15 protein-coding genes are annotated in these 13,511 nt (G+C 65.6%); 14 read left to right on the top strand and 1 reads right to left on the bottom strand.

Annotation, left to right across the window (positions count from 1 at the left end):
* Positions 1-11: 11 nt before the first annotated feature.
* The 10 genes from ACIRRA_RS27560 (at position 12) to ACIRRA_RS27515 (ending at position 9,083) form a co-directional block, all read left to right on the top strand.
* Positions 12-1,208 carry an MraY family glycosyltransferase gene (locus tag ACIRRA_RS27560; RefSeq protein ID WP_402773736.1) on the top strand — a complete coding sequence of 399 codons (1,197 nt, stop codon included), beginning with the start codon at positions 12-14 and terminating at the stop codon, positions 1,206-1,208.
* 11 nt (positions 1,209-1,219) lie between these two features.
* Positions 1,220-1,648, top strand: coding sequence for a hypothetical protein (locus ACIRRA_RS27555; protein ID WP_402773733.1), 429 nt, complete (start codon positions 1,220-1,222; stop codon positions 1,646-1,648).
* A 416-nt stretch (positions 1,649-2,064) separates the two neighbouring features.
* Positions 2,065-2,790 (top strand): F0F1 ATP synthase subunit A, encoded by a 726-nt coding sequence (gene atpB, locus ACIRRA_RS27550; RefSeq protein WP_402774117.1) that lies wholly within the window; start codon positions 2,065-2,067, stop codon positions 2,788-2,790.
* Positions 2,791-2,867: 77 nt separating this feature from the next.
* Entirely contained in the window at positions 2,868-3,110 is a 243-nt protein-coding gene (locus ACIRRA_RS27545) for an ATP synthase F0 subunit C (RefSeq protein WP_357009784.1), read from the top strand.
* Between the two features lie 26 nt (positions 3,111-3,136).
* Positions 3,137-3,694, top strand: a complete 558-nt coding sequence (locus ACIRRA_RS27540; RefSeq protein ID WP_402773729.1) for a F0F1 ATP synthase subunit B — start codon at positions 3,137-3,139, stop codon at positions 3,692-3,694.
* Between the two features lie 19 nt (positions 3,695-3,713).
* A complete protein-coding gene (locus ACIRRA_RS27535) occupies positions 3,714-4,523 on the top strand; it encodes a F0F1 ATP synthase subunit delta (RefSeq protein WP_402773726.1) in 810 nt (269 codons plus the stop codon).
* A gap of 63 nt (positions 4,524-4,586) precedes the next feature.
* Positions 4,587-6,224 (top strand): F0F1 ATP synthase subunit alpha, encoded by a 1,638-nt coding sequence (gene atpA, locus ACIRRA_RS27530; protein ID WP_402773723.1) that lies wholly within the window; start codon positions 4,587-4,589, stop codon positions 6,222-6,224.
* A 57-nt stretch (positions 6,225-6,281) separates the two neighbouring features.
* The gene (locus ACIRRA_RS27525; protein ID WP_402773719.1) at positions 6,282-7,250 is read left to right on the top strand and encodes a F0F1 ATP synthase subunit gamma; all 969 of its coding nucleotides are present in this window, start codon (positions 6,282-6,284) and stop codon (positions 7,248-7,250) included.
* Between the two features lie 18 nt (positions 7,251-7,268).
* Positions 7,269-8,699: a F0F1 ATP synthase subunit beta gene (atpD, locus tag ACIRRA_RS27520; RefSeq protein ID WP_157388301.1), complete on the top strand. Its 1,431-nt coding sequence runs from the start codon at positions 7,269-7,271 to the stop codon at positions 8,697-8,699.
* Between the two features lie 6 nt (positions 8,700-8,705).
* Complete coding sequence (locus ACIRRA_RS27515; RefSeq protein ID WP_354849556.1) at positions 8,706-9,083, top strand: F0F1 ATP synthase subunit epsilon; 378 nt, start codon at positions 8,706-8,708, stop codon at positions 9,081-9,083.
* Between the two features lie 120 nt (positions 9,084-9,203).
* On the opposite strand, the gene ACIRRA_RS27510 is transcribed toward ACIRRA_RS27515, so the two are convergent.
* A complete protein-coding gene (locus ACIRRA_RS27510) occupies positions 9,204-10,295 on the bottom strand; it encodes an NAD(P)-dependent alcohol dehydrogenase (protein WP_402773715.1) in 1,092 nt (363 codons plus the stop codon).
* A 261-nt stretch (positions 10,296-10,556) separates the two neighbouring features.
* Here ACIRRA_RS27510 and ACIRRA_RS27505 point away from each other — a divergent pair, with 261 nt between their 5' ends.
* The 4 genes from ACIRRA_RS27505 (at position 10,557) to murA (ending at position 13,230) form a co-directional block, all read left to right on the top strand.
* Entirely contained in the window at positions 10,557-10,763 is a 207-nt protein-coding gene (locus ACIRRA_RS27505; RefSeq protein WP_402773712.1) for an MspA family porin, read from the top strand.
* Positions 10,764-10,931: 168 nt separating this feature from the next.
* Positions 10,932-11,354: a DUF2550 family protein gene (locus tag ACIRRA_RS27500; protein ID WP_402774114.1), complete on the top strand. Its 423-nt coding sequence runs from the start codon at positions 10,932-10,934 to the stop codon at positions 11,352-11,354.
* A gap of 9 nt (positions 11,355-11,363) precedes the next feature.
* Positions 11,364-11,957, top strand: a complete 594-nt coding sequence (locus tag ACIRRA_RS27495) for a cob(I)yrinic acid a,c-diamide adenosyltransferase (RefSeq protein WP_402773709.1) — start codon at positions 11,364-11,366, stop codon at positions 11,955-11,957.
* A gap of 10 nt (positions 11,958-11,967) precedes the next feature.
* A complete protein-coding gene (murA, locus tag ACIRRA_RS27490) occupies positions 11,968-13,230 on the top strand; it encodes a UDP-N-acetylglucosamine 1-carboxyvinyltransferase (RefSeq protein ID WP_357009764.1) in 1,263 nt (420 codons plus the stop codon).
* Positions 13,231-13,511: the final 281 nt, after the last annotated feature.

The raw sequence follows: 13,511 nt of genomic DNA, 5'->3' as shown, positions 1-13,511 counted from the left end.
TGGCCCGTTAAATGCTGCTGAGTCAGGGCGTATTCAGCCAGGGCGCGGTCGTCCCGCTGCGGGAGCTGCTGCTGGTGCTGCTCGTCGCCACGGTCATCGCCTACCTGACCACCGGTGGAATCCGGGTGCTGGCCATCGCCTTCGGCGCGGTGGCGATTCCGCGTGAGCGCGATGTGCACGTGAAGCCGATTCCGCGGATGGGCGGGCTGGGCATCTATCTGGGTCTGCTGGCGGCCGTGCTGTTCGCCCACCAGCTGCCGGCCCTGCGCCGTGGATTCGACTATCCCAAGGACATTCCGGCGGTGCTGGCCGCGGCCACGCTCATCGTGCTGGTCGGCATCATCGACGACCGCTGGGGCCTGGACTGGCTGACCAAGCTGGTCGGCCAGATCACCGCGGCGGGTGTGATGGCGGTGATGGGCCTGAGCTGGGTGGCCATCTACAACCCCTTCACCAACGAGACCGTGGTGCTGGATCCGCTGCAGGGCGGTCTGGTGACGGTGGGCATCACGGTGACGGTCGTGAATGCCATGAATTTCGTGGACGGCCTGGATGGTTTGGCCGCGGGCCTCGGGTTCATCGCGGCTGTCGCGGTCTTTGTGTTCACTGTGGGTTTGCTCTATGAGGTGGGCGGTTCCACCGACACCTATCCGCCCGCGTTGCTGGCTGCGGCACTGGCCGGTGCGTGCCTGGGATTTCTGCCGCACAATTTTTCTCCGGCCCGCATTTTCATGGGTGATACCGGATCCATGCTCATCGGATTGATGCTGGCCGCGGTGTCCACCGGCGCTTCCGGGCGAATTCCACTGCAGGGTTACGGCCCGCGCGACATCGTGGGTCTGCTGTCCCCGCTGTTGCTGGTGGGTGCGGTGATGTTCATTCCGGTACTCGATCTTGTTCTGGCGGTGGTCCGTCGTGTTCGCGCAGGTGTGAGTTTCTCCACTCCTGACAAAATGCATCTGCATCACCGTTTGCTGCAGATCGGGCATTCACAGCGCCGCGTGGTGCTGGTGATCTATCTGTGGGTGAGCGTGCTCGCATTCGGCGCGGTCGGGACCTCGCTGATCTCGGATCGGCGCATGGTGGTGCTGCTGTTCGCCGCCGGACTGGTTTTCGCGTTGATCGTCACCGCGGTGCCGTCCTGGCGGGAACTGAGAATCAACTCCGTCCGCAAACCGCCCCGCGATCGCGATCACGCCGCCGGGTAGAGTTGCTGACCGTGAGCACGCCTTCCGATCCCGGTCCCGACGCCCCGCTGCGCGCGGCACTGCGCTATGGCATCGCCGGTTTGGCTGTGCTGGTTGTGGTTTCGGCCATCCTCTCGACCGTCTTCGCGGGCCTGCCCGGCCTGTGGGGCGCGTTGATCGGCGCCGCCCTCGGCGGCGCCTTCATCCTCACCACCGCCGCCTCGGTGTTGTTCAGCGCCAAGATCGAATCCGGCCTGCAGGGCATCGTGCTGCTCGGCAGTTGGGTCGGAAAGCTGCTGCTGACAGTGATTGTCGTCGCAGTGCTCCGGCAGTACGACTTCTACAGCCGCGGCGCCCTGTTCTGCACCGTGGTCGGCGCGCTGCTCATCGTGCTGGGCGCGGAGACGTACGGTCTTCTGCGCCAACGGGTTCCGACCGTGCAGGTGGATCGCGACCTGTAGCCCGGGACCCCCGCGGCGACCTCGCGAAACACCGTCCATCACGCGTTTCCGCGACCCCCTACGCATTGTCGTAGATAACTTGATAAACTCTTTACCTGTAGCCAACCGAATCAACAGGGGGGGTCACCTTAGACCCGCCTGGGAGCAGGTTATGCTTACAGCCGTACCGGGCCCTTAGGGTCACGGTTCTGCACCGTCGACGATGTCGCCGACGCGCGTACAGACGCCAGGGCGTGATGCCACAGCTGCTGACGAACTTCGAGCCGACCTGAGTCGACCCACCAGATCGTCAATGTCCGATCGAACCGCAGGAGAAAACTATCTCCTGCGGCCGACCACGGGAGAGAACGCTGAGCGTCACCACTTTGGCGGGCGAGTTCCACGCGCCGTCACTCAACGACTTCTTCCCTCCAGCAGTGCTGTTCGAGGGGACGCCTTTCGAGCTCGACCGTTTGATGCTGATTCGCATCCTCATGTCGGTCGTTCTCCTGGCTGTCATGTTCGCCGCTTTCCGTCGGCCGCAGCTGGTTCCGCGCGGGCTGCAGAATGTCGCCGAATCCGGTCTGGTGTTCGTCAAGGAGCAGATCTGCGACGAGGTGCTCGGCAAGGAATCCGGCAAGAAGTTCTTCCCGCTCATCGCGTCGATCTTCTTCGCCGTGCTGTTCCTGAACATCTCGGGTGTTATTCCGGGCCTGAACATCTCGTCGAACGCGCGCATCGGCATGCCGCTCGTGCTGGCCGTCGTCGCCTACGTCACCTTCAACTATGTGGGCATCAAGAAGTACGGCTTCTTGAAGTACATGCGCTCGTCCATCGTGGTGCCCAATGTGCCGCCCGCGCTGCACGTGCTGCTGATCCCGATCGAGTTCATCTCGACCTTCCTGCTGCGTCCGTTCACGCTGACCGTCCGTCTCATGGCGAACATGCTGGCCGGCCACATCATGTTGGTGCTGTTCTTCAGTGCCACCCAGTTCTTCCTGTTCGATGCCGCCTCGTGGATGAAGGTGTTCTCGCCGTTCTCGCTGCTCGCGGGCTTCGGCTTCACCCTCTTCGAACTCCTGGTGGTCTTCCTGCAGGCGTACGTGTTCGCGCTGCTGACCGCTGTGTACATCGGTCTCGCGCAGCACGCCGACTCCCACTGACCGACACCGCACCAACACCACAAACCTGCCACACACGCCGCCTCGGCGGGTGGGCGACAGAAAGGGAATAAACACCAATGAGCAGCACCATGACCTTCCTGGCTGATACCGCTCCCACGGTCAAGGGTTACGGCGCCATCGGCTACGGTCTCGCCGCCATCGGCCCCGGCATCGGCGTCGGCATCGTCGTCGGTAAGGCCATCGAGGGCATCGCCCGTCAGCCCGAGCTGCAGGGCACCATCCGGACCAACATGTTCCTGGGTATCGCGTTCACCGAGGCCCTGGCGCTGATCGGTCTCGTCGCCGGCTTCATTTTCTGATTCCGGCCAAAGACTAGGAATCAACGATGAACAGCACCTATCTGCTCGCGGCTGAGGGGTCTTCCGACGTGAACCCCCTCATCCCGGAGCCGTATGACATTTTCTGGTCTGCGGTCGTCTTCATCGTTATCGCCTTCGTTTTCACCAAGTACGTCGTTCCGCGCCTGACCAAGGTGCTCGACGAGCGTTCCGAGAAGATCGAGGGCGGTATCGCCAAGGCCGAGGCCGTGCAGGCCGAGGCGCAGGCCACCCTGCAGCAGTACCAGGAGCAGCTGGCCGAGGCTCGCCTCGAGGCTGCCCGTATCCGTGAGGAAGCCCGCACCCAGGGTGCGGCCATCCTGTCGCAGATGCGTACCGATGCGCAGGCCGAGGCCGACCGCATCGTGGCCGCCGGTCACTCGCAGCTGGAGGCACAGCGCCAGCAGATCGTGACCGAGCTGCGGTCCGAGCTGGGCCGTACCGCGGTCGACCTGGCCGAGAAGATGATCGGTCAGTCGTTGGCCGACGAGGCCAAGCAGTCGGCGTCGATCGACCGGTTCCTCGCGGAGCTGGACGCGAACGCCGGCATCGGGGTCGGAAGGTAACGAGCCGAAAGTGGGAAGCATGTACGCAGCGAGCCGCGAGGCGAGTTCCCGTGCGCGGGAGGCTCTTCGGGCCGCTCTGACCGGTAGCGACACCGTCGCGGCTACTACGGGGTCGGAACTGTTCGCCGTTGTCGCCGTCCTCGACGACCAGCGTTCGCTGCGTGTGGCGCTCGCGGATAAGTCGGTGTCGAGTTCGGCGCGCGCCGAGCTGGCCGAACGCGTCTTCGGCGGCAAGATCAGCGGCACCACCCTGGCCGTGCTGACCACGGCGGTGGCCCAGGACTGGTCGCGGGCCCGCGATCTGGTCGACACGCTGGTCCTGCTCGGCCGCGAAGCGCTGCTGCGCGCCGCGGACGAGCGTGGCCGCCTGACCGCGGTCGAGGACGAGCTGTTCCGGCTGGCCCGGATCATCGACGACAACCCGGACCTGGAGCAGGCGCTGCAGGACCACGGCAAGCCGGCGGAAGCCAAGCTTGCCCTGGTGCAGCGTCTGCTCGCGGGCAAGGTCGAGGACATCACCCTGCAGCTGGCCGAGCAGGCCGTGCTGCGCCACAAGGGCGATGCCGGCGCGGCCATCGACGAGCTGTCCGACCTGGCGGCTTCGCTCCGGGAGCAGATCGTGGCGCATGTCCGTGCCGCGGTGGCCCTGACGCCGCAGCAGCGCGAGCACCTCGCCGCGTCGCTGCAGCGCATCTACGACAAGCCGATCACGGTGCACGTGGAAGAGGACCCGAGCCTGCTGGCCGGCGTCGTCGTCCGCGTGGGCGACGACCTGATCGACGGCAGCGCCGTCGGGCGGCTCCAGCGCTTGCGTCAGTCTCTCGCTTAGAGACAAACGCCAGAAGCGCAGTAACACACCGACATTCGAGACCACAGCGAGAGCAGGAAGAACATGGCGGAGCTGACGATCTCCCCCGATGAGATCCGTAGCGCGATCGAGAGCTACACCCAGAGCTACACCCCCGAGACCTCCATCGAAGAGGTCGGTGTCGTCACCGACACCGGCGACGGTATCGCCCACATCAGCGGCTTGCCGTCCGCGATGGCCAACGAGCTGCTGGAGTTCCCGGGCGGCGTCCTCGGCGTGGCGCTGAACCTGGAGGACACCGAGATCGGTGCCGTCATCCTGGGTGAGTTCGACACCATCGAAGAGGGCCAGCAGGTCCGCCGCACCGGCGACGTGCTCTCGGTTCCCGTGGGCGACAAGTTCCTCGGCCGCGTCATCGACCCGCTGGGCGCGCCGATCGACGGCCTGGGTGAGATCGAGGCCGACGAGCGCCGCGTGCTCGAGCTGCAGGCCGCGACCGTGCTGGAGCGTCAGCCGGTCGGTGAGCCCATGGCCACCGGCATCACCGCCATCGACGCCCTGACCGCCATCGGCCGCGGTCAGCGTCAGCTCGTCATCGGCGACCGCAAGACCGGCAAGACCGCGGTCTGCATCGACGCCATCATCAACCAGAAGGCCAACTGGGCCACCGGCGATCCGTCGAAGCAGGTGCGCTGCATCTACGTCGCGATCGGCCAGAAGGGCTCCACCATCGCGGGTGTGAAGTCCGCGCTCGAGGCGCACGGCGCGATGGAGTACACCACCATCGTCGCGGCGCCCGCGTCGGACTCCGCCGGCTTCAAGTGGCTGGCCCCCTACACCGGTTCGGCCCTCGGCCAGCACTGGATGTACCAGGGCAAGCACGTCCTGATCGTGTTCGACGACCTGTCCAAGCAGGCCGAGGCCTACCGCGCCATCTCGCTGCTGCTGCGCCGCCCGCCGGGCCGCGAGGCGTACCCGGGTGACGTCTTCTACCTGCACTCGCGTCTGCTGGAGCGTTGCGCGAAGCTGTCCGACGCGCTGGGCGCGGGCTCGATGACCGGTCTGCCGATCATCGAGACCAAGGCCAACGACGTCTCGGCGTTCATCCCGACCAACGTCATCTCCATCACCGACGGCCAGGTGTTCCTGGAGTCGGACCTCTTCAACAAGGGTGTCCGCCCGGCCATCAACGTCGGTATCTCGGTGTCCCGAGTCGGTGGTGCCGCGCAGACCAAGGCCATGAAGAAGGTCTCCGGTTCGCTGCGTCTGGAGCTGGCCTCCTACCGTGAGCTCGAGGCGTTCTCCGCCTTCGCCTCCGACCTGGATGCCGCCTCGCTGGCCCAGCTGGAGCGTGGCGCGCGCTGGGTCGAGCTGCTCAAGCAGGACCAGTACGCCCCGGTTTCGGTTGAGGACCAGGTCGTTTCGCTGTTCCTGGTGGACGGCGGCTACTACGACTCCGTCCCGGTCGGCGACATCCGCCGCTTCAACGCCGAGCTGCTGGAGAGCCTGCACGCCAACGTGCAGTCCTCCTTCGACGCCCTGCAGGGCGGCGCCAAGGTGCTCGAGGGTGAGGCCGCCGACGCCATCAAGGCCGCGACCGACAAGTTCAAGCAGGGCTTCCTGGCGTCCGACGGCACCCGCGTCGTCGAGGCCGAGGCCGGCCAGCTGGACCACGAAGAGGTCGAGTCTCTTTCCGTCACCCGCAAGCACGTCGAGAAGTAATCGAGACGAGCACATGCGAATGACCGAATCGACGAATGAAGGGAGTGTGAACCGCTAATGCCAAGCGTGCGTGAACTTCGCTCCCGTATTCGTTCCGTGAGCTCGATCAAGAAGATCACCAAGGCGCAGGAACTGATCGCGACCTCGCGAATCAGCAAGGCGCAGGCCCGCGTTGCCGCCGCCAAGCCGTACGCGGAAGAGATCACCAAGGTGCTCGCCGAATTGGCCAGCGCCAGCGGCAATCTCAACCATCCGCTGCTCACCGAGCGTGAGAACGCCCGTCGCGCAGCGGTTCTGGTCATCACCTCCGACCGCGGTATGTGCGGTGGCTACAACTCCAACGTGCTCAAGCGCGCCGAGGAGCTCATGACCACGCTGCGCACCGAGGGCAAGGAGCCGGTGCTGTACGTGATGGGCGCGAAGGGCCTGACGTACTACACCTTCCGCCGTCGCACCGTGAACGGTTCCTGGCTGGGCTTCTCCCAGCAGCCGAACTACGTGGACGCGTCCGCCGCGTGCAACCACCTGGTCGAGGCGTTCATGGCCGGATCCGAGGGTGAGGTGGCGTCCCCGAACGGGGTCGGCACCATGGCCGGCGTCGACGAACTGCACATCGTCTACACGCGTTTCGTGTCGATGCTGTCGCAGCAGCCGGAGGTGCGTCGCCTGGCGCCGATCCAGGTGACGTTCGTGGACGAGAACTTCGAGATGGGTCCGGACAGCTTCACCGACGGAAACTCGGCGCCGGTCGCCCAATACGAGTTCGAGCCGGACGCGGATCGCCTGCTGGGCGCGCTGCTGCCGAAGTATGTCAACACTCGGATCTACTCGTCGCTGCTCGAGGCGGCGGCATCGGAGTCGGCTGCGCGCCGCACCGCCATGAAGGCCGCGACGGACAACGCCACGGAACTGGTCAACTCGCTGACCCGGACCGCGAACTCGTTGCGCCAGGCACAGATTACGCAGGAAATCACGGAAATCGTCGGTGGTGCCAACGCGCTGGCGTCGAGCTCGGACCGCGACTAAGGCCCAGGAAGAGAACCAATGACCGCAGCTACTGAAACCCGGGTCGGCACTGGCCGTGTCGCCCGCGTCATCGGACCCGTCGTGGACGTCGAGTTCCCGCGCGGTTCCATTCCCGACCTGTACAACGCCCTGAACGTGGACATCGCGCTCGCGTCCGTGGCCAAGACCCTGACCCTCGAGGTCGCGCAGCACCTGGGCGACAACATCGTTCGCACCATCTCGATGCAGCCGACCGACGGTCTGATCCGTGGCGCCGAGGTGCGCGACACCGGCAAGCCGATCTCGGTGCCCGTCGGTGACGTCGTCAAGGGCCACGTGTTCAACGCGCTCGGCGACTGCCTCGACACCCCCGGCCTGGGCCGGGACGGCGAGCAGTGGGGCATCCACCGCCAGCCGCCCGCCTTCGACCAGCTCGAGGGCAAGACCGAGATCCTGGAGACGGGCATCAAGGTCATCGACCTGCTCACCCCGTACGTGAAGGGTGGCAAGATCGGTCTGTTCGGTGGTGCCGGTGTCGGCAAGACCGTTCTGATCCAGGAGATGATCACCCGTATCGCGCGTGAGTTCTCCGGTACGTCCGTGTTCGCGGGCGTCGGTGAGCGCACCCGTGAGGGCACCGACCTGCACCTGGAAATGGAAGAGATGGGCGTCCTCCAGGACACCGCCCTCGTCTTCGGCCAGATGGACGAGCCGCCGGGGACGCGTATGCGCGTCGCCCTCTCGGCCCTGACCATGGCCGAGTACTTCCGCGACGTGCAGAACCAGGACGTCCTGCTGTTCATCGACAACATCTTCCGCTTCACCCAGGCCGGTTCCGAGGTCTCGACCCTGCTGGGTCGTATGCCTTCGGCCGTCGGTTACCAGCCGACCCTTGCGGACGAGATGGGTCAGCTGCAGGAGCGCATCACGTCGACCCGGGGCCGCTCGATCACCTCGATGCAGGCGATCTACGTCCCCGCGGACGACTACACCGACCCCGCGCCGGCCACCACCTTCGCGCACCTGGACGCCACCACCGAGCTGTCGCGTCCGATTTCGCAGAAGGGCATCTACCCGGCCGTCGACCCGCTGTCGTCGACCTCGCGAATCCTCGAGGCCTCGATCGTCGGTGAGCGTCACTTCCGGGTGGCCAACGAGGTCAAGCGAATCCTGCAGAAGTACAAGGAACTCCAGGACATCATCGCGATTCTGGGTATGGACGAGCTCTCCGAAGAGGACAAGGTCCTCGTCGGTCGCGCCCGTCGCCTGGAGAAGTTCCTGGGCCAGAACTTCATCGTGGCCGAGAAGTTCACCGGCCAGGAGGGTTCCGTCGTGCCGCTGGAGCAGACCATCGACGACTTCGATCGGGTCTGCAAGGGCGAGTTCGACCACCTGCCGGAGCAGGCGTTCAACTCCTGCGGTGGCCTGGACGACGTCGAGGCTGCTGCGAAGAAGATCGCCGGGAAGTAGTCCACCATGGCGGATATGTCAGTTGATCTGGTCGCCGTCGAGCGGCTGCTGTGGTCGGGCCGGGCGAAGTTCGTCTCGGCTCAGACCACGGAGGGTGAGATCGGCATCCTGGCCGGCCACGAACCGCTGCTCGGGCAGCTGGTCGAGGCCGGCACGGTGACCATCGTGTCCGACGACGACGAGCGTGTGGTCGTGGCCGTGCACGGCGGGTTCTTCTCGGTCACCGCCACTTCGGTGCGCGTGCTGGCCGAATCCGCCGATTTCGCCTTCGATATCGACGAGGCGGCCGCCAAGGCCGTTGTCGCCGACCCGGATGCGAGCCCGGCCGCGCTGGCCAAGGCACAGGGCCAGCTGCGGGCGGTCGAGAAGGCGGCGTCTGCCTAGCCTTCCGGCGCTGAAACCAGGAGCGGCGGTTCCAGGGAATATCCCCGGGGCCGCCGCTTTTTCACGTTCACACCGAACCGCACTTACGCCCGGCACCAGCCGGGCGCGAGTGTGTTGTTCTCACTGGAAGGTGAGAATGGGCTTGATCGTGGTGCCGTGGTGGGCGTCCGCGACCGCGGTGTCGATATCGGTGAAGGCGTAAGTCCTGCTGATCTTCTCGATCGGAAACTTGCCTTCGGCATGCCATTGCAGCAGTTGCGGAATGAATCGCTGCGGATCGCCACTGCCCTCGATGCAGCCCCGGACGGCCTTGCCGTTGCCGGTGAGGTGGCCGATTTCGAGGTCCATGCTGGCCTCGCCCAGCCCGACCAGCACGAGGGTGCCCATGGGGGCCAACGCCTCCAGGCCCTTGGCGATGACGGCATTGAGGGCGGTCGTGTCGAGCGCGAAGTTCGCGCCACCGTTGGTCGCCGCGACGATCTGCGCCACCACGTCCTCGGCCGCGCCGTCGATGGTGACATCCGCGCCGAGCTCCTTGGCCACGGCCAGCCGATCGGCGGAAAGGTCAATGGCGACAATGGTTCCCGCGCCGATGGCGCGGGCCGCCATGAGGGCCGCCATCCCTACGCCGCCGACGCCGAAGATGGCCAGTGAGTCGTTCGGCCCCGGCTTCATGACATTGGCGATCGCGCCCGCACCGGTCTGCACACCGCACCCGAACGGGGAGGTGGCCACCAGGTCCACGTCCTTGTCGACCACCACGACACTGCGCGCCGGCACCAGTGCGTGGGTGGCGAAACTCGATTGCCCGAAGAACGCGCCCATCACGCGTTCGCCATTACTGCTCAGTGGAGAGGTGAAATCCGCGCGCCTGCCCGAGGTGTTCAGAATGACGAAATTCTCGCAGTAGGGCGGAAGCCCGTTTGCGCACCGCGAGCAGGTTCCGCAACTGGCATAGGTGAGCAGAACATGGTCGCCGACTTCGATTCCCGTTACCTCCGAGCCAATCTGTTCGACGACCCCGGCGCCCTCGTGTCCGAGCACAATCGGCAAATCGGCGGGAAACACGCCCTTGGTGACCAGATCGGTGTGGCAGACCCCGGACGCGACGATGCGCACCAGCACCTCGCCCGGTCGCGGTTCCTCCAGGGTGAGGGTCTCCATCGAGAACGGCACGTCCGCTCCCCGGGCCACCGCAGCCGTAATTTCCACGGAATCTCCTTCCAAGACATCCCAGTTGCCCGGAGCATAAGAACGTGTTCCAGTTTACGGCCATTGTCGATCCCACTCAGCGGGTCACCCGTTCGGCTCGTGCGGCCGGGATCTGGTAGGCGGCCGGACGTTTTCGGATACTTCGTGCCGTAATAAAGACCCTGGTTACCCGATGCGGTCGAATGCCCTCGCCGGTCCCCGGATGTGATCAAAACCATCCGGCAAAGTACCGGCTATTCCGGCACTTGCGGCTCTACGTCCATGATCAAGATCAGTCCCGGCTATCTGGTCGGCTGCCAGGTGGATATCAGTGGAATGAACGGTGGCGTCAGCTGGCCGGACGAGACCTTCACGGTGAATGGGTGTGGCGGTTACGCCCGGGCGCGCTCGTTCGTGGCGGCCGAGGTCGACAGCTCGACCTATACCGGCAACCTGGTGCTTCACGGTGAGTCGTTCACCATGGGCTGATATATCTTCTGCACCCTGCTGATCAGCGCATACGTCACATTCGGTGGATGGTCGGACCTCGCCTTTCCGCGGTCGCTACTATCGACCGAAAGCGGGGCCCGGCAGTCGGCCGGTCAGTGATCGACAGCAACGCGGATGTGAAGGGACGGAGCGGCATTGCAAACCGGGATGTGGCTTCTGATCATTCTGGTGTTGCTGCTGGTCGGCCTGGCCCTGGCCTCGACGTATCGTCTGGTGATGCTGCGCCGCGGCGGGACCGCCGCCCTGTTGCGCGTGCTGCCCGCGCGGGGCCATGGCGGGGGCTGGCGACACGGCCTGATCCGCTACGACGAGGACACGCTCCTCTTCTACAAACTCTCCAGCCTCAAGCTCGGCCCGGATTCCACCATGCGCCGGCTCGCCATCGAGGTGGGCCCGCGGCGAGCCCCACAGGACGACGAGTACGACATCATGACCGACGAGGTCATCGTCCAGGTCTCCGACGGTCACGGCAGTTACGAGCTGGCACTCGACCGCGGCGCCATGGCCGCCTTCCTGTCCTGGGTGGAATCCCGCCCCTCCGAGCGCATTCGCCGTCGCCGCGCCGGATAGTGTGACCCTGTGAGCGTTCACTTGACGCGGATCTACACGCGGACCGGCGACGACGGCACCACGGGGCTGAGTGATTTCTCTCGGGTGGCCAAGACCGACCCGCGGCTGATCGCCTACGCCGACTGTGACGAAACCAATGCCGCACTCGGTGTCGCCATCGCCCTCGGGCAGCCGGACGAGCGGATGCTCGGCGTGCTGCGTTCCATACAGAACGATTTGTTCGACGCCGGCGCGGATCTGTCCACCCCCGTGGTCGCGGAGCCCAAGTACCCGCCGCTGCGCATCACCCAGGTCTACATCGACCGCCTCGAGAAGTGGTGCGATGAGTTCAATGAGCCTCTGGCGCCGTTGAATTCGTTCATCCTGCCCGGCGGCACACCGCTGGCGGCACTGCTGCACACCGCCCGCACCGTAGCCCGACGCGCCGAGCGGTCGGCGTGGGCCGCGGTCGCGGCGCACCCGGACGATACGAACGCGCTGCCCGCCAAATACCTCAACCGCCTGTCCGACCTGCTGTTCATCCTCGGCCGGGTCGCCAATCCGGACGGCGACATACTTTGGCGGCCGGGCGGAGACGCCGCGAGCGCGGGAGAGGACCACTAGGCTGACCACCGTGAGTGAACGGTTTCTGGTGACCGGGGGCAGCAGGCTCGTCGGTGAGGTCGCGGTAGGCGGCGCGAAGAACAGCGTCCTCAAGCTGATGGCCGCCGCGTTGCTGGCCGAGGGGACGACCACCATCACGAACTGCCCGGACATCCTCGACGTGCCGCTCATGGCCGAGGTGCTGCGTGGTCTCGGATGTGACGTCACCGTCGACCACGAGACCGTGACCATCGCGACGCCGCCGGAACCGAAGTACCACGCTGACTTCCCGGCCGTCACCCAGTTCCGAGCCTCGGTGTGTGTGCTGGGTCCGCTGATGGCGCGCTGCAAGCGGGCCGTGGTGGCGCTCCCGGGTGGTGACGCCATCGGTTCGCGTCCGCTGGATATGCATCAGGCCGGTCTGCGACTGCTGGGCGCGACCTCCGAAATCGAGCACGGCTGCCTGGTGGCGCGCGCGGAGGAGCTGCAGGGCGCTCGGATTCGCCTGGACTTCCCGTCGGTCGGCGCGACCGAGAACATCCTGATGGCCGCGGTGCTGGCCGAGGGGGAGACGGTCATCGACAATGCCGCGCGTGAACCGGAGATCGTGGATCTCTGCAACATGCTGGCGCGGATGGGCGCGAAGATCTCCGGTGCGGGCACCTCGGTGCTGACCATCGAGGGCGTGGACAAGCTCTCGCCGACCACCCACCGGGTGATCGGCGACCGCATCGTGGCCGCGACCTGGGGTATCGCTGCCGCCATGACCACCGGCGACGTGCGGGTGACCGGTATCAACCCCAAGCACCTGTCCCTGGTGCTGGACAAGCTGCGCTCCGCCGGCGCGCGAATCTCGTTCGAACCGGATGGTTTTCGTGTGGTGCAGGCGGATCGCCCTCGCGCCGTGAACTTCTCGACCCTGCCGTTCCCCGGGTTTCCCACCGATCTGCAGCCGATGGCCATCGGCCTGGCCGCGATCGCCGACGGCACCTCGATGATCACCGAGAACATTTTCGAAGCGCGCTTTCGCTTCGTCGAAGAGATGATCCGCCTGGGCGCGGATGCCCGCACCGACGGGCATCACGCTGTGGTGCGCGGGATTCCGCGTTTGTCCTCGGCGCCGGTGTGGTCCTCCGACATTCGCGCCGGCGCGGGTCTGGTGCTCGCGGGCCTGGTCGCCGACGGCGTCACCGAGGTCCACGATGTCTTCCATATCGACCGTGGCTACCCGGATTTCGTGGAGAACCTGCGCTCGCTCGGAGCCCAGATCGAACGCGTCGGAACCGCGGACTGAACAGCCGGTGTCGGGACGGGTTCGCGAAAACCCGTCCTGAACAGGCGATTTGACATGCGAACAACCAACACGTAACTTATTCCAGGTCAGAGCGACACGGACACCGACTCCGGTGAGACGAGCTTCGCCTGATGATCACACTAGCTCCCACCCAACCAGCGGATTTGGTTCTGCTGCGCGGACGGGGCTAAGCTGTAAAAGTTGCCTCACGATCGAGCGGGACTAAGAGCCCGGGAGATCGTTTGTGCGTGTGTTCTTTGAGAACTCAATAGTGTGTCGAT

The sequence above is a fragment of the Nocardia sp. NPDC101769 genome (genome assembly GCF_044766925.1).
Classification (GTDB): Bacteria; Actinomycetota; Actinomycetes; order Mycobacteriales; family Mycobacteriaceae; genus Nocardia.
This window is presented reverse-complemented; position numbering and strand designations above follow the sequence as displayed.

What these genes read in the sequence shown, in the direction of transcription:
- ACIRRA_RS27560 (WP_402773736.1), top strand. Translation starts at nt 12, where the DNA reads ATGCTGCTGAGTCAGGGCGTATTCAGCCAGGGCGCGGTCGTCCCGCTG.
- ACIRRA_RS27545 (WP_357009784.1), top strand. Translation starts at nt 2,868, where the DNA reads ATGAGCAGCACCATGACCTTCCTGGCTGATACCGCTCCCACGGTCAAG.
- ACIRRA_RS27540 (WP_402773729.1), top strand. Translation starts at nt 3,137, where the DNA reads ATGAACAGCACCTATCTGCTCGCGGCTGAGGGGTCTTCCGACGTGAAC.
- ACIRRA_RS27535 (WP_402773726.1), top strand. Translation starts at nt 3,714, where the DNA reads ATGTACGCAGCGAGCCGCGAGGCGAGTTCCCGTGCGCGGGAGGCTCTT.
- atpA (WP_402773723.1), top strand. Translation starts at nt 4,587, where the DNA reads ATGGCGGAGCTGACGATCTCCCCCGATGAGATCCGTAGCGCGATCGAG.
- ACIRRA_RS27525 (WP_402773719.1), top strand. Translation starts at nt 6,282, where the DNA reads ATGCCAAGCGTGCGTGAACTTCGCTCCCGTATTCGTTCCGTGAGCTCG.
- atpD (WP_157388301.1), top strand. Translation starts at nt 7,269, where the DNA reads ATGACCGCAGCTACTGAAACCCGGGTCGGCACTGGCCGTGTCGCCCGC.
- ACIRRA_RS27515 (WP_354849556.1), top strand. Translation starts at nt 8,706, where the DNA reads ATGGCGGATATGTCAGTTGATCTGGTCGCCGTCGAGCGGCTGCTGTGG.
- ACIRRA_RS27505 (WP_402773712.1), top strand. Translation starts at nt 10,557, where the DNA reads ATGATCAAGATCAGTCCCGGCTATCTGGTCGGCTGCCAGGTGGATATC.
- ACIRRA_RS27500 (WP_402774114.1), top strand. Translation starts at nt 10,932, where the DNA reads ATGTGGCTTCTGATCATTCTGGTGTTGCTGCTGGTCGGCCTGGCCCTG.